This window comes from Vibrio sp. 10N.239.311.G01 (genome assembly GCF_041465805.1).
GTDB classification, from domain to species: Bacteria; Pseudomonadota; Gammaproteobacteria; order Enterobacterales; family Vibrionaceae; genus Vibrio; species Vibrio crassostreae_C.
Window position 1 is genome coordinate 72646 of sequence record NZ_JBFSRM010000001.1, and the last position, 18174, is coordinate 90819.

The window sequence follows — 18174 nt, forward strand, 5'->3', positions numbered from 1 at the left end:
CTTGATTTATTAGAGCCACATTAGATAATGTGGCTCTAATTGTTTGTAGCATCTGGAAAAACATGTCTCGCCTTATTATTGCTGAAAAACCAAGCCTCGGCCGCGCGATCGCCGCTGCACTACCTAATCCACAAAAGAAAGACCAAGGGTTTATCAAATGTGGCAATGGGGATGTGGTGACTTGGTGTATTGGACACTTATTGGAGCAGGTTGAGCCGGATGCTTATGACGACCGTTATAAGAAGTGGAATTTAGCCGATCTTCCTATCGTGCCGGAGCAATGGCAGCTAAGACCGCGTAAGACTTCAAGCAAACAGCTCACGGTGATCCGAAAGCTATTGAAGGACGCCACTCAAATTGTTCACGCCGGAGACCCGGATAGAGAAGGGCAGTTGCTGGTTGATGAAGTGATTGATTACTGCAAAGTCTCTAAGGCTAAGAAAGAGTCGATGGACAGGCTACTGATCAGCGACTTGAACTTACCTGCCGTAAAACGTGCACTTTCTCAAATGCGCAGCAACCGTGACTTTATTCCGCTTTCTATTTCCGCATTAGCGCGCTCTAGAGCCGATTGGCTGTATGGCATGAACATGACTCGTGCTTATACCTTACTCGGTCAAAAGGCTGGCTACCAAGGTGTGTTGTCGGTCGGGCGAGTACAAACGCCTGTACTTGGTTTGGTGGTAAGGCGCGATGAAGAGATCGAAAACTTTATTCCGAAAGATTACTTCACTTTGCACGCTTTGATCCCTTATCAAAATCACGGCCAGAGCTTTGATATTCGTGCGCGTTGGAAGCCAAGCGAAGCATGTAAACCATGGCAAGATGAAGAAGGGCGCGTGCTCAATCGAAAGCTGGTTGAGAATGTGGCTAACCGAATTGCGAATCAACCCGCGACGGTGACGGAATCAGAGCAAAAGCAAAGTAAACAAGCTGCGCCACTGCCTTACTCGCTGTCAGCCTTGCAGATTGATGCGTCTAAGCGTTTTGGTATGAGTGCTCAACAGGTGTTAGATACGTGTCAGTCATTGTACGAGAAACACAAACTCATCACTTACCCACGTTCTGATAGCCGCTATCTACCTAAAGAGCACTACTCGCAGCGAGAATCGATCGTTGATGCTATCGCTAACAATGCGAAAGAGCTGCAAAGTGGCGCTCAAGGTGCGGACCTTTCTCTTAAATCAAAAGCATGGAACGACAGTAAGGTCGATGCTCACCACGCGATTATTCCTACTCCGAAGAAGTCATCGGTGAACGGCCTGTCTGCCAACGAGATGAAAATCTATCAGCAAATCGCTCGTCAGTATCTAATGCAGTTTTACCCACCTGCGGTTTTTGCTGATGCTAAGCTGGTCTTTGATATCGCTGGTGGCGTGTTCATCGCAAAAGGGCGTCAGCTTATCAACCCGGGTTGGAAGGTGTTGATGGGTAAAACGGATACCGAAGAAAAAGGGGATGGCACGGATACGGTTCCTCCATTGGATAAAGGTACGGTGTTGACGTGCCGTGAAGGCGTGATTGGTGATAAGAAAACTGAGCCACCAAAACACTTCACGGAAGCGACATTGCTTCAAGCGATGACAGGTATCGCGCGTTTTGTTGCGAACAAAGATCTCAAAGCCATTTTGAAAGAAACCGATGGCCTTGGCACAGAAGCAACCCGTGCGGGTATTCTAGATACTCTATTCAAAAGGCAGCTGCTAACGCGCCAAGGTAAGAGTATTCACAGTAGCCCTGCGGGCAGAGGCTTGATTCATGCCTTACCTGAGGATTCTACCTTCCCAGACATGACGGCACATTGGGAGCACCAGCTGCAAGGCATGGCAGAACGAAATCAAGCGTATCAGCCTTTCATGCAAGCGTTAGAAAGCAAGATTGATGGTTTAATGGGTAAAGTAAAAACCGGCGAAGTTCCTGAATCACTCCGCCACCTTCCTAAAGTCGAGAGACCTGCCTTCAAACGCCGTAAAGGCGGTGGGGCGAAGAAGTCTTACGCCAAGACAGGTACGTATGCTAAGAAAGGTACTTCCGCTAAAAAGAGCACTAAAAGCTAAGACTTATTGAGGTTAGGATTAGCGACCGACTTTACGGCCACAACGTTTAAACAGTTGCTGCCAATAGTCAACATGGCGACGAGTGGATGATCGAAAGGCTTGATGTGCATCTTGGATGGGAAAGTAATAACTGTGCAGTTCAGGTTGCGCGTCAAACATTCCTAGTTGCGGGGCTATGTGCTGATAGTAGCCATCCAGTTGCGCCATGTAAGGCTGAACCTTACCTATGTATTGTTGCTCGAACACATTGTTGAGATAGCGGAACTTAGTGGTGTCTCGTTGTTTACCACAGATGATCTTGTCATCAAAAGTTGTCAGCTGTTTGGTGATGGTATCAAGCTCAACTGACGCCCGAGCGAGCGAGTAGTATAAATCCCCAAGGGTCGAACTCTTCTCTAATACTTCTTGAACCTCAGTGGTTTTGCCGGAAACGAGCGATGTGTTTAACGCTTGATTGATGTGTTCTAACGCATCACTGGTTTGTCGTACCTGATCGCCTATATCAGCGCGTAACCACTGACTACCCCGCATTTGTGACTGCATAGCATCGCTGGCATAGATGAGATTCCATTGATGCAGTGGAAACTGTGCGAGTTTCTGTTGCTCAATTTCTCTTAGTAATTCTACGATCTCTGGGTCTAATTCATTACTGGATAAACATTTGCCCACGCCTTCAAGTAGCGCGACTTGATAATCGTAATTACGAAACTCATCCGCGACCTTGCCCAGAACCGAATTTCTTTCTGCAATCAGATTGAACAATCCACACTGACGAAGCTGGTAGCTGTCGATGAGGCCGATAGAGAGTGAGGGCACGTCAAGCAGCAGTTCTCGTTTTCTCGGTAGGCTTTCAAATTCCCATTCCTCTATTATCTCGTCAGCATCTTGTACTCTGGCTATCTTTGTTTGATAGTCGTCGAACAAGTCGCCGGGGCCATCACTGAAACAGCCAGCTAGCATCACTGTTAGACAAAACAGCGTTGAGTGCTTAACTAGGTTTGAGAGATGCCCTGCATTCATCTGTGGATTACCAGTCAATTTCGCTGCCATCGAAATTGAAGAAGTGACCACTCACTTCGGTATTCGCTGACTCGATGACTTCAATCAGGCCGGAAGCTGAAGTGTCGGTGTCGATCAGAGCATTAGGGCCACCCATTTCAGTCTGCACCCAACCTGGATGCAGTGCTAACACCGTAAAGCCATCATCGGTTAAGTCGTTGCTTAGGCTCTTCACCACGGAGTTTAGAGCGGCTTTAGAGGAGCGATAGATGTAACCGCCGCCTGAGGTGTTCTCTGACATACTGCCGACTCTAGAGGATAAACAAGCGACCTTTTTGATATCGCTGTCTTTGAGTAAAGGCAATAGCGTTTCGACAAGCTTTAGTGGAGCGATGGTGTTGACTTCGAATACACGACGCCACTCTTCAACATCGGTATTACCCAGCCCGTAGCCTTTAGGGCCATAGTAGCCAGCGTTGTTGATCAAGATATCAATCGACTTTATTTGCGAAGGGAGTTGGTTTACTGCTTGGTAATCGGTTATCTCTAATTGAATACAGGTAAGGTTGGTGTTGTGGTCTGCGAGTGAGAGCAGTTCTTTTGCTGAATTGTCATCACGATAAGTCGCGTACACCTTGTGATTACTTTCCAAGTATTGTCGAGTCAGGCTTAAGCCAATGCCGCGGTTCGCTCCAGTAATAAAAATAACGCTCATGGTGATTCCTTTTCAGTTCAATTAGTTAAGTTTGATGGCTTAACACGAGAAAATCAACGCTCCACCAACTGGCCATTAGCATTCCTACAAAAATCATTACTGCTGCCGCTGAGCCGCAGATCACCCCAAAGATGAGTATTACGTTTTTCATTATGGTCTCTACTTTATAATTAATAACAATGATAACCATTATCATTAATTAAGGTTGTCGCCAAGTTTGAGGCTGTTATGATTTTGAGAAAGATACGCAATTAGCCTGATTATGATTCCTTTAATTTACCACCCAATCTATTCACAGTTACCTTTACCAGAAGGTCATCGCTACCCAATCAACAAATATCAGTTGTTGCATAGTGCTGTTGAGGCGCTGATGAATAGCGAACCTCGATGGAAGTGCAAGTTTGAAGTGTGCCAACCAACGCCGGTTTCGGTTGAGCAAGTAAAACAGGTACATGATAGCGAATATGTTGATTTGCTCGTGTCTGGTAAGTTACCTGCAGCAAAGATGAGACGTATCGGTTTCCCGTGGAGCGAGCAACTTATCGAAAGAACACTCTACTCAAGTGGTGGAACCTGCTTGGCCGCTGAAATGGCAATAGAGACTGGTTTAGCGATTCATTTGAGTGGTGGTTATCATCATGCGCATCATGATTTTGGAAGTGGCTTTTGTTTGTTGAACGATTTGGTTTTAGCGGCAAAACACGCGCTGACCTTTGAACATATCGATAAAGTGCTGATCGTTGATAGCGACGTTCATCATGGTGATGGCACAGCAACTCTTTGCCAAGACAACGACGACATCATTACTCTGTCGTTCCACTGCGATAAAAACTTCCCTGCACGAAAGCCGCTATCCGATTTAGATGTGCCATTAAGTCGTGAAACAGAAGATGAAGAGTTCCTACGTTGTTTTGAACAAGTCACTAAGTTAGCGATTGCTCACCATCAACCTGATCTGATTATTTATGATGCGGGGATAGATATTCATCAAGACGATGAACTGGGTTATTTGAATGTCTCGACACAAGGGATATTTGAGCGCGACTGTTTCATGATTGAATTAGCGAAATCAGAGTCTATTCCGATGGCTTGCGTAGTCGGTGGCGGGTACCGCACTAAACACCAAGATCTGGTGCCGATTCACATGCAGCTGTTAAAAGCGGCCTATCATGTTCACGGTTAACCTCTCAAATTAGCGGCTGATAGTTCATTGAAATGATGGTGTGAAATAAGCGCCTTTTGCACCATAAAAGACACGCTTGCACCATTGTGACTCATATAAAGTACTTTTTTATTAATTACGTATTTGTGTGGTTAATTGTGGTCTGTAAATTGCTTGACCCATGTGTCTATAAAAACACAAGGGATAAAAATGAACCTGACGGACAAGGAACGTAGTTGGCTTAATTGGTTTGGCGCAACAGGAAAACTGGCTATGCGCAGAGCTTGTTTCCTCAATCGAAGTAGGACGGAGGAGCTTGAACAAGCTTTTGAAAGTATTGCTCACACGCGAGTTCAACTTCTGCATAACTGGGTCAAGAATCAATGGGACTTTTTAGAAGACTCTGCTGTTTATTTGGCAAGTCGAACGGAAGAGCAAGCACAGGGGACGTTATCTAGCCTTCTTAAACGCAGTACGGATTTTTCTGAGTTGGCGATCGTCGATGCTAAGGGGATAGCACAAGCATCGAGTTATCATGAGCATGTAGGGGTTAACCTTGGAGACAAGAAGGCTTTAGTTGAAGGGGCTTCAAAGCGTTATCTGCATGGGCCGTATATGGATCAGCGCACGTTGAACGTAGGGGCTTCGAGTTCATCGTTTCATGACCAAGTAACGCTGATGTTTTATGTCCCCTTTTCTCGGGATGAAGGGGCGCCGCAATTCCTATGTGGTCGTGTTCCAAATGATGTTATTGGTGACATTATTCAAAGAGAAGCGGGGCATATTTATAGCGAGTCGGGTGATAACTATATCTTTATGGTCGACTCCATTCATGATCCTCATACTCAGCCGGGTGTTGCGCTCTCTCGTTCTCGCTTTGAAGATAATACCTTTTCACACGGCGAGAACTTAAAGCAAGGGGTTCATACTGATTGGGGAACGGTTAAGATCCAGCACCACACCGAATTTGAGATTCGCTTTACAGACCCAGCCACTAATCAGCTTCACCCAGGCGTAAGAGAAACCATTAAAAATGGCAATAACTTGTTTATTGGTTATCCGGGGTATTCTGACTATCGCCACATACCCGTTATTGGCAAAGGTATCACTTTTCAATTGGATGGTTCACCAGATACCTTTGGCATGATGTGTGAGTCCGATTTAGAAGAGGTCTACAGAGACCGAAGTCTAAGTTATACCTTATCTAAGCACTTTATCAGCTGCATGCTACTGCCTCTATTTGTTCCATTACTGTTTGCCAACCTTTATACACTCACACCTTTTATGCAGAGTGGCATTATGTTCGCTTGCGCGTTGCTTTCATTGGGCTTATTCCGTTTAGTTAGCGCCAAACCACTAGCGAAGAAGATTCATGAAATGACCGGGGTAATGCAGACCTTAGCTGAAGGTGATGGCAACTTAAGTCGGAGACTTGATCCCACCACATTCAGTCATAATGAACTTGGCAACTTAGGGCGCTGGACTAACAGTTTTATCGACAATTTAGATAACACGGTGAGTGAGTTGATCCATGCGAGTCACGAAGTTAGAGAGGTTTCGGAATCGATGTTTCGTCGCAGTGTCGTGATGAAGCAAACCAGTGATGATGCATCACAAGCGTTAAGCAATATGCTTCAGTTGAGTCAGTATCAACAGAGCGAAATTACTCATGCGAGTGTCTCAGCAACGCAAATGGACACGGTGATGAAACAAGCCGTCCTGAGCGCAGATAAGGAGTACAATCAGTCCGTCGAAGGCATGGAGATTGTTCGCAATATCGTAGAAAGCTCGGCGCATAGCGTGAATGAGGTGAATAATGAAATGACTAAGGTGTCTGACATTATAGATATCATTACTGACATTACCGCGCAGACTAACCTTTTGGCCTTGAATGCGGCCATTGAGTCGGCAAGAGCAGGTGAACACGGGAGAGGGTTCTCTGTCGTCGCTTCTGAAGTAAGAACTCTGGCTGACCGAACTTCACAAGCTGCTAACCATATTAGTGACCTAATGAAAGAGCTGCATAGTAAGTCTCGCAGTGCTGTTGAGTCTATGGAGCGAGGCGTGGAGAATGTGAGTAAGGGAAACTTAACAGTAGACTCAAACACCCGCAGTGAACAAATTCAAGCAGCGGTGAGTGACCTCTTTACCACGATGTCTAACTTAGATGAGAACAGTCAGAAAAACGGACAAACGGCAGATAAAGCCCAACGTTCAATATCTGACTTACAACTGTCTACTAAGCAACTCGCACGTCGAGTTTCTTTGATGGGCAATGCATTGAGCCGCTTAGACCAATTGATTGGACGCTTTGAAGTGAGCCGAAAGGTGGCGTAGTAGAAACTACGTAAGCTCTTTACGTAAACGCCAGATACAAAAAAGCCGCTGATTTCTCAGCGGCTTTCTTTAATGTGGTGGAGGGATAGGGATTTGAACCCTAGAACCGCTATTAACGGTTGCCGGTTTTCAAGACCGGTGCTTTCGACCACTCAGCCATCCCTCCAGTGGCGCGTATAATATAAGGGTGGCTTTCGCTTGTAAATACCCTTATTAACTGACTGCTTTTTTTATGAACGCTTTTTGGTATTTTTGTTCTGAATGATTATTTATTGTTCGGTTTATTAAGAAGCCGACAAAATCTAATATTCAATAAGCCAAGTATTCCCAACTTTTGTTATACGTGAAGTGTTTCTGTGCTATTAAAAAAGAAAGTATCTAATTGGCTTGCAGGTAAAGTTATGAGGGGAGTGGCTTAGGCGCATGAACTTTTAGTTTAGAACGGTGAGATCGGAATTTAAAACTAGGTATAAAGTGAATGGGTTTGAAACTGGGACTGTAGAGAGTTTTGTTAGATGAGCTTTATATTTTAAAAAGCTTCAGATGCAAAAAAGCCGCTGATTTCTCAGCGGCTTTCTTTAAAGTGGTGGAGGGATAGGGATTTGAACCCTAGAACCGCTATTAACGGTTGCCGGTTTTCAAGACCGGTGCTTTCGACCACTCAGCCATCCCTCCAGTGGCGTGAATAATATAAGGGGTGGAGGATCTTGTAAACCCTTAATTTTCATAATTTTGTTTTGTTGCTTGTTTTCTAATCATTCACGGCAATAAAAAAGGGAAGCCATTGGCTTCCCTTTGCTGTTTGCTGATTATTTAGTCATTTTTTGTGTAGAAACGCTGTAGCTCTGTCAGGCCTTGCATCAACACAGGTAAGCGAGGGCTTACGTTTTTCAGGCGCTTGTAATTTTGGTCGTACAATTTGTAGTTACCAAATTTATCCAACACCGTTGTTTGCTGGTCAGTAACAAGAGCAAGTTCACGAGAGTCGCCCGCGAGAATCCACTTTCTGTTACGTTCATTAAACAGGCTGCGACCACTACTGAAATCTGTTGGGTTCGAAGATACACCCAATAGCTCTTGCATCAGTGTTACTGACACGTCTAGATGACTAGAACGGTGGGTGTATTCAGAAGCAGACTTGCCAGGCCAGCTGATAAACAGTGGTACTTGTAACTGATAACGACTGTAGTTGGAGTTTGCACCCCAGCTGTTGGTTTTGGTTTCGTTAAACTCAGTACCGTGGTTAGAGGTAATGATAACCACCGTGTTATCGGCAAGCTCTAAGCGTTCCAGTTCAGCGTAGATAGTTGCTAGCTGAGCATCGGCCGCTGTCGCCGACTTTTGATAGTCTGCTGCAAAACGCTCTGCTGTCGTTAGCGTAGAGTCCGACTCTGAACTTGAATCGTAGCTGGCGAAGTTATCCAGTGTGGTTAATTCAATAAAGTTAAACCAAGGGCGTTTAGCTTGCGGTGATTGAATCCAGTTAGACCAAGCTTTTATGGCACTCTGGTCATCATAAGTTGCTTGCTCTAGCATCACATCACGGCCTCGGAAGATAATATCCGAGTAAAGTGCATCGCTAAAGTTGTCGCCACTGAAAGCAGCGAACTTGTAATCGTGATTCTCTAAAACATCGAGCAATACTGCGCTTGACCCCTGAGCTTCAATGCTGCTTGCGTAGCTGCTCGGTAGGCCGTAGAACAAGCCAAAAATACCGAACATATCGTTACTTGAACTGTAGTGGTTGGTGAAGTTGATCGACTGTTGCGCGTAGGCATAGCTGTTTGGCATCGCCGTCGCATTAAGTGCGTCAGAGCGAAGGTTGTTCACACTCACCATCAGGATATTAAGATCATCACTGCGGCGGTTGTATTGAATTTTTTCTAGCGGGTAGCTAACTAGGTTTACGTTCTCTTTGTTCGCTTCTAAACGCTCAAGGTACTCTTCACGGTCTAATAGGCCATGTTTTTCCATAAAGCTTTTCGCTGTCATTGGGTAAGACAGTGGGAAGTTCGCTTTCTGGCTAGTAATTGGGTTATAGAAGTACGCATCAGCCCACATGTAGGTCAAGTGGCTGCTGATGAAACACAAGAAGAAGACGGCAGTAATCGGACGGCCAATGTGTTTATGAGACAGTTTACGCTGCTTACGCCAAACCCACTCAGACAGACCAAGCTGTAGTAAGAAGATAAATGGCATAACAATGAAGAGGTGCTGCAAATCAGACGTGAATGCAGATTCCTCTCCACTGAATAAAACCTCCCACACGACAGGCGTCAGGTGGAGGTTTATATTTTGATACGTTTGGGTATCAATCAGTAGGACAGTTAAACCTATGGTCGCGAAGATAACGGCAACCAAACGTAATAACTTCCTCGACGGAAGAATAAAAGTGAGCGGGAACAGCACTAATAGATAGAGCGCGAACACTAAAAAGCCAAAATGACCAACCCACGATGCAGCCAAATAGAATTGGCCTAGCAAGGTTTCTGGCCAAGCAGATTGAGTAATATAACGAGTACCAATCAACATCGCAGCAATGATGTTGAAAAATGCAAACCAGTGACCCCAACCAACCAGTCGAGATACACGATCGCTATATGAGTTTGCGCTGTCTACCATTTATAATTCTTTTATCCGTCAATCAAATTTAGTGAGACTTTTTATCTTCAAGAGAAGAAATTAAAGCCTCGGCAAATTTTTCAGCAATTCCTTTGCGTTGTGAAGCAGCAACATTCTGATTTAAGACATTGGTTGCGATATTTCCAGCGATCATCAGTGAAAGTTCTGGCGAAGCTTTGTGCTTAGTTAGTACAGCACCTACTTCAGCTAGGATTTTTTCAACTTGATCATCTGTGTATTTAGATATAATCGGCATAAGGACTCTAATAATGATAGTAAAAGCGGCTTATGATAACCTACTATGCACGACAACTGAAACCTGAACGGTAATATTTTCACTATGAGCCTTCACCTTTCCAACGTAATTTTACACCAGCTGAGCAAGAACGATCAGGATGAGCTGATTGTTAACTATCGTGCTGAATCTCTAGAAAACGATGCTTCATCTGAAAGCCTAGTTGCTGAACTTCACCGTGTTTTTAATTCAAAAGCAGGCAAAGGGTTTGGTTCTTTCAAATCTGACAGCGAATTCCAGCAGTGGTTGCATCAACTTCGTGCTGGTGAGACAAACTTTTACGATTTTTCTCAAAAGAGTGCGCAACGTCTAAAAGACGAACTATCAAAGTACCCATTCGCTGACGAAGGTATCTTGGTAATGGCTGAATATCAGTCACTTGCAACAGATTATCTTTTCATTGGTTTATTGCCTTCAAACCAAAGCCTAAAGGTAACTGAAGGGCTTGATATTAGTGCGACTGACTACCTTGATATCTCAAAAATGGATATCGCGGCTCGTCTAGACCTTTCAACTTATGAGACTGATAAAGAGTCAAACCGTTACTTAACTTATATTAAAGGACGTGTTGGCCGTAAAGTCGCGGATTTCTTCTTAGATTTCTTACAAGCTGAAGTCGGTTTGGATGCGAAACAGCAGAACCAAGTACTGATGCAAGCGGTAGAAGACTTCGTTTCTGACTCTAAATTAGAGAAAGAAGAAGCGATCAGCTACAAAAAGCAGGTTGCGGATTACTGTAACGAGCAGCTTAAAGCGGGCGATGAAGTACAAGTTCGTGAACTTTCTGGTGAGTTGCCAGCAAGCACAGATGGCACAAGCTTCTTTGACTATACTAGTGAGCAAGGCTACGAGTTAGAAGACAGCTTCCCAGCCGATCGCGCAACTATGCGTAAACTAACAAAATTTGTTGGTGCTGGTGGCGGTTTGAATGTTAGTTTTGATAGTCTGCTTCTAGGCGAACGTATCTTTTACGATCCGGAGACAGACACGCTAACGATTAAAGGCACTCCACCGAACTTACGTGACCAACTGACTCGCAATAAGTCATAGTCCGAAGTTAACGGATAAAAGCGGCAGCAGGACGTTGTCGCTTATTTTGTGCTTAATCTTTTAGCTACGGTCATGGCTTCAAGTTAACACGCACAAGGAATATAGATGGAACAATCAGTAGCAAAGCCCAAACGCTTTAAAAAACCAGCCACCTTTTTGGTTGTGCTCTTGGCTCTGTGGTTACTTCCTTCATTGGCTCTTCTTAATCTAAGCCGTTCCTACACCAATTCTCTAGCTCAAATCGAAGAGCTCGGTATTCGAGTCAACGAATTGAGGCAATCGCTTTATTTCTCAGAACCGCTTCGAGTCTCTCGTATCAATGATCTCGCACTCGATGCTCAGTTGGTTTATTCGATCCGACTGCAGATTGAATCTGATTTCCAACACGCCTTGTTTCGTCCTGATGTCAACCAACTGTTGTACGTAGCTGATCAGTTCCTAGAAAAGTTCGATGAGTTCATTCCAATAGAAAGCCAAGTTCAAGACATCGTTGATAACATTAAGATCTTGCGTGCTGATAAAGAGCTTTCCCCTCAGCTAAAACCGCTCCTCAACGAATTCGGTGTTGTGGTATTTGAAGCCATGTATTCTGAAAATCAAAGTTCGTCAGCGACTTATCGCGCCTTTGATTCCATTCTAGAAAAATCTTATTCCTTAGAAAACGAAGAACAAGATGCACTCCAACAACTACTGGCTGATGCGTCAGCATTGTTGAGTGATTACGCTCAGCTTAACTATTTGGTTGATAAGATTAAGAAAAACTCAGTAAATGAACAGATCATAAAACTCGAAGCTGAGTTCCATGATCGTCAATTCAACCTATTGTTGGTGATGCTAGGCTTAAGCTTGGTGGCGATGAGCGGGATAGTGTTTTGGGGCGTTAGGTCCACAAAAACGATGAAAGAAGCAGACCAAGAACTCAGCTCTGAACTAGAAATTAATTCAAATAAGGAAGACGCTTCTTATAGCGATGTTGTTTCCTCAGCAGTGAAACAAGCAGATAGTGACGCTTATGTATCCGAGAACAGGCCAACGCGCCAGTCTTCCGACTCTCAACCTCCGCAGAGCGTTAACGTTACAAGCCAACCCGTTGTACCGCAATACTCTATTCAGCAAGTCCCTGAACAGGCGCCAGTAGTAGAGAAACACGTTGCCAGTGTCACAGATTCAAAGCCTGCGATTGATATCGAAGACATGTTAGAAACGCTCGATGGTGATGCTGAGTCTGTCGAACTCTTGCTTGGTGTGTTTGTACAAGACCACGCAGGTGACTACGAAAAGTTTAAGTCTTTGTTGACCAAAGATGAAACCTCCGCGGCTCGCATTGTACATAGCTTAAAAGGCGTGGCTGGCAGTATTAAAGCGTCTCGGTTAGCCATCATTGCCGCAACCATTGAAATGACAATGAAGCAGTCCAGAGCAATCAGTGAACATGATTTAGCTGAACTAGAGCAGGCTATAAAAGCCTCTGTGGATTCTGCTCATGAATATTTAGACAGTCAGCGTTAACTTTTACAGGATTTTTGACAATACTATGACGAAGCGCTCATACAATCAGCGCCCTTAGTCTTTGTCAGAGGTTTATATGTTACGAGTTTCGAGTCGAAGTTGGATGGTGTTGGTGCTTAGCATTGTGCTAAGTGGTTGTTCTCTCTTAGAAGTTAAGTTAGATAGTCAAACGACGCCTCTCACTCAACAAGAGTTAAATGCTCGGATCATGACGCGTGAATACGCCAAGATGTTCTTTACACGAGTAGAAGATTCGGCCGATCTCATCGCGCAATCTTACCCTGCTGATGACACCTTACATCAATCTTATGTGTTGCTTTGGAAGATCCATGCAGAGCAGGGCTTACAACAAGCGGCTTACCAAACTTCCCCTATGTCTGCGTTAATTGACTCGTGGGTTTTCACTGCCCAAATGAATCAGTTTTATAGCCAAGGCGACGGCGCGGATCTGTTCGCGACGGATGATGCAGTAGAGACCGCTCGTTTTCTTGATCAAGAAGCCGAGAAGCTGGCAAAGGGTGTATTGAGCTCGAGTGATTTCAAAAACAGCAAAGCGTTCGTTGCGCAGTTTTCTGCTAGCCACCCATTTAAAGACCTCACATTCAGAAGCACACCTGCTTACCGTGAATGGCTAAATTACCTTGGTAAAGACGAATCGCAAATCGTTCAGAGCTTAGGCACCATGCCAGAAGCAATGAGTGACGCATCTGATCGTTTAAGCCTTATGGCTGACCAGACACCAAAACTGATGTCGTGGAAGGCGGAGTTGGTTGCATTGAATAGCTCACTAACGGGTGAAGACCTATCGATGACGCTGGAAAGCCTTCGCCAAACATCAGCAAGCATGCAAGACTTCATTGAGAACAATCCGGAGTACATGCAAACACTGGCTTCTATTATGTCGACAGAAATGCAACCATTGCTCAACGACCTCAGTGATAAAACCGACCAAAAATTAGCGATGCTGAGTGATGAACGTGTGGCATTAGAAAAAATGGTGACACGTGAGAGAGAAGCTCTAGTAGAGATGATTGCGAAAGAGCGCATCGAGATTGCCGGCATTGTGACTTCAGAAAGAGAACTGTTCACGCAAGACCTTGATCGCGTCTCTCAAGAGGTGGTGGTACTGGCGATTGATAAGCTAATGGAGTTAATCAAAGGTGTGATTATCTACTTCATCCTGTTTATCTTAGTAGTGTTCTTTGCACCGTTAGGCATCGGTTACTGGTTGGGTAAACGAACCGCCAACAAATAAGTAAATCAGCAGATCAAAAAAGAGCGCCCTAGGGCGCTCTTTTTGCATTTAACCATTAACGTTTTGAGTTATGTTCGAAAGCGTTAGCTCCTGAACTTAAGCTTGTTGCTTGCTTAACTCTGTTGCTTCTTCAGCTTCAAACGCTGGTGCTGTTGGTTCACACTTATCAACGAACCAACCCATGTAAGATGTCACGATAGTCACGATGATACAGATGAAGCTTAACCACATGAACGGTGCGTAAGACAGCGTCGCAACACCAAGAATACTCGCCATGTAGATACCGTTATCACTCCACGGAACCATACCCGACGTTAACGTGCCACCAAACTCAGCATTACGCGATAGGTTCTTACGTTTGTAGCCTAAACGGTCGTAGTTTTTCGCACAGATTTTTGGTGTAAGGATTAACGATACGTACATTGCAGAACCGAATACGTTACCCATGAAAGCCGTACCAATTGTGCTAGTCGCTAGTGAGCCTGCGCTGTTTACGCGGCGCTCAAACACCTTAGCGATTGTCTCTAGTACGCCCACTTTATCCAGTAAGCCACCAAAACCTAGACCAAATACGATAACCGCAACTGAACCCAGCATTGAAGACATGCCGCCACGGTTAAGAATCGAATCAATAAACTCTACGCCAGATGAGATTGAGAACGGTGCCCAAGCCGTGTTGAATGCCGTTAGGAAGTCGATATCTTGGATCATGACTGCCCAGATAATACCCAGCAGAGAACCAAAACTGATGACCGGGAATGAAGGCATACGGAAAGCCAACAGACCAAGCACGATAAGTACCGGAACGAATGAGTAAGGCGTGATGTAGAACTGAACTTCCATTGCTTTGATTACAGAGTCTACTTGGCTCATGTCAACGTTGCCCGCGTAGTGGAAACCAAACGCAGTAAACATGATGCCTGTAATCACGTAGCTGATTAACGCAACTGGAAGCATGCCCTTGATGTGTTCAACCACTTCAACACCAGACATTGAAGAAGCCAGAATCACTGAATCAGAAAGAGGAGACATCTTGTCACCGAAGTAACAGCCTGACAGCACGGCACCTGCAGTAATCGGTGCTGGAACACCTAGGCCTTGGCCGATACCCATCATCGCGATACCTGCTGTACCCGCAGCACCCCAAGAAGTACCGGTCGCCAATGCAGTTAGAGAACAGATGATCATGGTCGCTAAAAGGAAGATAGAAGGGTGGATAGCTTTCAGACCATAGTAAATGATAGTAGGTACGATCCCGCCTGAGATCCAAGTACCAACAAGAGCGCCAACGGCTAAAAGTATTAAAACCGCGCCTAAGCCATTGGATATTCCTTTGAGTGCTGCTTTTTCTAAGTCTTTGTATTGGTGTCCAAGACGAATACCAAGAACCATGATAATGAACCAGCCAATATACAAGGCAAGTTGAATTGGAAGGTCAAGCTTTGCAGTAAAGGAAAAAGCAAGGGATAGAAATAGTCCTAACGCGATGAATACCTGCAATAGGTTCGGTAGGCGAGTTTTACTCTGCTTCATAAAAGCCTCTTGTGATTTCGAGCATTTATAGTGCTTCGTTATAGTGTGTGGTGCAAAACGGACACTACAGTAATTAGTTTATTATATCGAAAAAATACGCCCAAGTTGTGATATTTGACTGTTAACTCAATCAATTGTGGTTTCATAATCTAAATTTTTGTTACATTCATGATTGTTACATGTTGAGATCTGTCGCGCGTTGTTTTCGTTTTGTAAAATAAAACTCTGATTAACCTTGGTTTAAAAGAGGGATTTACTGTTTGTGATGAGCGTCGATTGAATCGACTTTGGCGATGTAAATGTTTGAATTTGAAGATAATGGACGCTTAATCAATGAGGTGGAGATGGAATGTCGATACAGAGATAACTGCACGATTCATTACGTTCACTTAAAAGAAACGAAAAAGTTACACTTTTTGACAAAAAGCACTTGAGTTCTGTTTCTGAAAAACTTATAGATGGGGGAGAGCAATTTTTAATTTATACATGGAGAGTGAGCGATGAGAGTAGGTCTAGTTGGTTGGCGCGGTATGGTTGGTTCTGTACTGATGCAACGTATGGTTGAAGAGAAAGACTTCGACTTGATTGAGCCTGTTTATTACAGCACATCTCAGATTGGTATTCCTGCCCCTGTTTTAGGTGGTAAAGATGCGGGTCTACTTCAAGACGCTTTTGATATTGATAGCCTAAAACAGCTTGATGCTGTGATTACCTGTCAAGGCGGCGATTACACATCAAAAGTATACCCAGCACTGCGTCAAGCAGGTTGGAAAGGTTACTGGATTGATGCAGCATCTACTCTGCGTATGGATGCTGATTCAATCATCACTCTTGATCCTGTTAACTTGGCTCAAATCCAGCAAGGCATTCACAGCGGCACCAACACGTTCGTTGGCGGTAACTGTACTGTGAGCTTAATGCTTATGGCTCTAGGTGGTCTGTACGAGAAAGGCATGGTTGAGTGGATGAGTGCCATGACTTACCAAGCAGCTTCTGGTGCGGGTGCTAAGAACATGCGTGAGCTGATCTCACAAATGGGTGTGATCAACGACAGCGTAAGTTCTGAGTTAGCAAACCCTTCAAGCTCAATTCTTGATATCGATAAGAAAGTGGCTGATACGATTCGTTCATCTTCATTCCCAACAGACCAATTTGGTGCTCCGCTTGCAGGCTCACTGATTCCTTGGATCGATGTGAAGCGTGAAAACGGTCAGAGTAAAGAAGAGTGGAAAGCCGGTGTTGAAGCGAACAAGATTCTTGGTCTAGATGGTCAGCCAATCCCAATTGATGGTACTTGTGTACGAATCGGTGCAATGCGTTGTCACGCTCAAGCACTAACGATCAAGCTTAAGCAAGACGTGCCAATGGACGAGATCGAAGAGATCATCGCAACGCACAATGATTGGGTTAAAGTGATTCCTAATGACCGCGACATCACGGCACAGGAGCTAACACCAGCGAAAGTAACAGGCACAATGTCTGTACCTGTCGGTCGTCTGCGTAAGATGTCGATGGGTAACGACTTCCTAAACGCCTTCACGGTTGGTGACCAACTACTTTGGGGTGCTGCAGAACCACTACGTCGTACTCTACGCATTATCCTTGCTGAGAAATCGTAATAGGCAAGATTGCTTAAATTCTATTAGCTGATAAACCGAAAGGGTTGACGACAAACGTCAACCCTTTTTAGTTTATTGCTACCTCGTTATTCGGCCCTCGAAACTGCCCTTAAATCTCTTCGCATCTCGCTACTCGAATCTCGTGTCTGCTTTTATTTCTCGTCGGTGACGACACGCTTGTCTGGATCCGCTAATTCGCTAGCACAGTGCTTGCAATACATGGCGTCTGAATCATGACCCGCTCGGTTACAATTCGGGCACTTAACCAACTCTTTGTGCGAGTTCATCTCATTACTGAGTTCTGCAGTAATGATCCCGGTTGGCACTGCTAAGATAGAGTAACCCAATAGCATGGTCAGTGATGCTATGGCTTTACCAAGCGCGGTCTGCGGCACCATGTCACCATAACCTACCGTAGTGATAGTCACGATGGCCCAATAGATACTGTGAGGAATACTGGTGAAGCCATTGTCAGGACCTTCAATAACAAAGATCAAGGCGCCAAAGATAACCACCAAGATGCCGACGGTGCTAAAGAAGATCAGTATCTTTCGTCGTGCCATTAATAGTGAGCGCAACAGAATATTGGAATCTTGCAGGTAGCGAACCAGCTTTAGAATTCGGAAGATACGCATCACACGCAGCAGTCTCACCACACCCATAAATGAAGCGCCTGGGAAGATGATTGCTAGGTAGGTCGGAAGAATCGCCAATAGGTCAACGACACCATAAAAACTGGTGGCGTAAGATTTTGGCTTTGGGGAGCAATAGAGCCTTAACAAATACTCAAGAGTGAAGAGTGCAGTGAAGGTGTATTCGATATAACGCAGCTGTTGTGACCATTCGGTCATCACATTAGGGATGGATTCTAAGATCAGAACCAACAGCGAAGCCAAGATTGCAACGATCAGAGTTATATCAAATGCACGTCCGGCTGGCGTGTGAGTACCAAAGATAATGACGTACAAATGATGCTTGAGTGGCTTGCGTGACATAAGGAGAGGTTCGTCTTCTGTTAAAT

13 protein-coding genes and 2 tRNA genes are annotated in these 18174 nt (G+C 44.7%); 7 read left to right on the forward strand and 8 right to left on the reverse strand.

Annotated elements, in window-relative coordinates; translation table 11 throughout:
• Positions 1–62 precede the first annotated feature (62 nt).
• Positions 63–2057: a DNA topoisomerase III gene (locus AB6D06_RS00335; protein ID WP_017063444.1), complete on the forward strand. Its 1995-nt coding sequence runs from the start codon at positions 63–65 to the stop codon at positions 2055–2057.
• Positions 2058–2075: 18 nt separating this feature from the next.
• On the opposite strand, the gene AB6D06_RS00340 is transcribed toward AB6D06_RS00335, so the two are convergent.
• Complete coding sequence (locus AB6D06_RS00340) at positions 2076–3107, reverse strand: DUF3080 domain-containing protein (RefSeq protein ID WP_017063445.1); 1032 nt, start codon at positions 3105–3107, stop codon at positions 2076–2078.
• Positions 3085–3771: an SDR family oxidoreductase gene (locus AB6D06_RS00345; RefSeq protein ID WP_372109810.1), complete on the reverse strand. Its 687-nt coding sequence runs from the start codon at positions 3769–3771 to the stop codon at positions 3085–3087. The genes AB6D06_RS00340 and AB6D06_RS00345 overlap by 23 nt, the downstream gene beginning before the upstream one ends.
• Positions 3772–4033: 262 nt before the next feature.
• On the opposite strand from AB6D06_RS00345, the gene AB6D06_RS00350 reads away from it, so the two are divergent.
• Positions 4034–4954, forward strand: coding sequence for a histone deacetylase (locus tag AB6D06_RS00350; protein WP_136973525.1), 921 nt, complete (start codon positions 4034–4036; stop codon positions 4952–4954).
• A gap of 189 nt (positions 4955–5143) precedes the next feature.
• A complete protein-coding gene (locus AB6D06_RS00355) occupies positions 5144–7270 on the forward strand; it encodes a methyl-accepting chemotaxis protein (RefSeq protein WP_372109811.1) in 2127 nt (708 codons plus the stop codon).
• 75 nt (positions 7271–7345) lie between these two features.
• Here AB6D06_RS00355 and AB6D06_RS00360 read toward each other — a convergent pair.
• The 4 genes from AB6D06_RS00360 to AB6D06_RS00375 form a co-directional block, all read right to left on the reverse strand.
• Positions 7346–7436, reverse strand: a tRNA-Ser gene (locus AB6D06_RS00360).
• A gap of 418 nt (positions 7437–7854) precedes the next feature.
• Positions 7855–7945, reverse strand: a tRNA-Ser gene (locus tag AB6D06_RS00365).
• Between the two features lie 138 nt (positions 7946–8083).
• Positions 8084–9892 carry a DUF3413 domain-containing protein gene (locus AB6D06_RS00370; protein WP_372109812.1) on the reverse strand — a complete coding sequence of 603 codons (1809 nt, stop codon included), beginning with the start codon at positions 9890–9892 and terminating at the stop codon, positions 8084–8086.
• 28 nt (positions 9893–9920) lie between these two features.
• Positions 9921–10148, reverse strand: coding sequence for a YejL family protein (locus tag AB6D06_RS00375; protein WP_004734063.1), 228 nt, complete (start codon positions 10146–10148; stop codon positions 9921–9923).
• An 84-nt stretch (positions 10149–10232) separates the two neighbouring features.
• Between AB6D06_RS00375 and yejK the strand changes: the two genes are divergently transcribed.
• The 3 genes from yejK (at position 10233) to AB6D06_RS00390 (ending at position 14001) form a co-directional block, all read left to right on the forward strand.
• On the forward strand, positions 10233–11237 hold the full coding sequence (gene yejK, locus AB6D06_RS00380) for a nucleoid-associated protein YejK (RefSeq protein ID WP_017061190.1): 1005 nt from the start codon (positions 10233–10235) through the stop codon (positions 11235–11237).
• 105 nt (positions 11238–11342) lie between these two features.
• Positions 11343–12746 (forward strand): Hpt domain-containing protein, encoded by a 1404-nt coding sequence (locus AB6D06_RS00385; protein WP_372099927.1) that lies wholly within the window; start codon positions 11343–11345, stop codon positions 12744–12746.
• A gap of 76 nt (positions 12747–12822) precedes the next feature.
• Positions 12823–14001, forward strand: a complete 1179-nt coding sequence (locus tag AB6D06_RS00390; protein ID WP_017065980.1) for a hypothetical protein — start codon at positions 12823–12825, stop codon at positions 13999–14001.
• A 96-nt stretch (positions 14002–14097) separates the two neighbouring features.
• On the opposite strand, the gene nhaC is transcribed toward AB6D06_RS00390, so the two are convergent.
• On the reverse strand, positions 14098–15534 hold the full coding sequence (nhaC, locus tag AB6D06_RS00395) for a Na+/H+ antiporter NhaC (RefSeq protein WP_017063453.1): 1437 nt from the start codon (positions 15532–15534) through the stop codon (positions 14098–14100).
• Between the two features lie 500 nt (positions 15535–16034).
• Here nhaC and asd point away from each other — a divergent pair, with 500 nt between their 5' ends.
• Complete coding sequence (gene asd, locus AB6D06_RS00400) at positions 16035–17153, forward strand: aspartate-semialdehyde dehydrogenase (protein WP_017061186.1); 1119 nt, start codon at positions 16035–16037, stop codon at positions 17151–17153.
• 152 nt (positions 17154–17305) lie between these two features.
• Here asd and AB6D06_RS00405 read toward each other — a convergent pair whose 3' ends face one another.
• Entirely contained in the window at positions 17306–18148 is an 843-nt protein-coding gene (locus tag AB6D06_RS00405) for an ion transporter (protein ID WP_029235134.1), read from the reverse strand.
• Positions 18149–18174: the final 26 nt, after the last annotated feature.

Bases quoted from the DNA above. Each gene is read 5' to 3' on its own strand.
- AB6D06_RS00405 (WP_029235134.1), bottom strand. From the start codon at position 18,148: ATGTCACGCAAGCCACTCAAGCATCATTTGTACGTCATTATCTTTGGT.
- AB6D06_RS00340 (WP_017063445.1), bottom strand. From the start codon at position 3,107: ATGGCAGCGAAATTGACTGGTAATCCACAGATGAATGCAGGGCATCTC.
- AB6D06_RS00350 (WP_136973525.1), top strand. From the start codon at position 4,034: ATGATTCCTTTAATTTACCACCCAATCTATTCACAGTTACCTTTACCA.
- AB6D06_RS00345 (WP_372109810.1), bottom strand. From the start codon at position 3,771: ATGAGCGTTATTTTTATTACTGGAGCGAACCGCGGCATTGGCTTAAGC.
- nhaC (WP_017063453.1), bottom strand. From the start codon at position 15,534: ATGAAGCAGAGTAAAACTCGCCTACCGAACCTATTGCAGGTATTCATC.
- asd (WP_017061186.1), top strand. From the start codon at position 16,035: ATGAGAGTAGGTCTAGTTGGTTGGCGCGGTATGGTTGGTTCTGTACTG.
- AB6D06_RS00335 (WP_017063444.1), top strand. From the start codon at position 63: ATGTCTCGCCTTATTATTGCTGAAAAACCAAGCCTCGGCCGCGCGATC.
- yejK (WP_017061190.1), top strand. From the start codon at position 10,233: ATGAGCCTTCACCTTTCCAACGTAATTTTACACCAGCTGAGCAAGAAC.
- AB6D06_RS00390 (WP_017065980.1), top strand. From the start codon at position 12,823: ATGTTACGAGTTTCGAGTCGAAGTTGGATGGTGTTGGTGCTTAGCATT.
- AB6D06_RS00355 (WP_372109811.1), top strand. From the start codon at position 5,144: ATGAACCTGACGGACAAGGAACGTAGTTGGCTTAATTGGTTTGGCGCA.
- AB6D06_RS00375 (WP_004734063.1), bottom strand. From the start codon at position 10,148: ATGCCGATTATATCTAAATACACAGATGATCAAGTTGAAAAAATCCTA.
- AB6D06_RS00385 (WP_372099927.1), top strand. From the start codon at position 11,343: ATGGAACAATCAGTAGCAAAGCCCAAACGCTTTAAAAAACCAGCCACC.
- AB6D06_RS00370 (WP_372109812.1), bottom strand. From the start codon at position 9,892: ATGGTAGACAGCGCAAACTCATATAGCGATCGTGTATCTCGACTGGTT.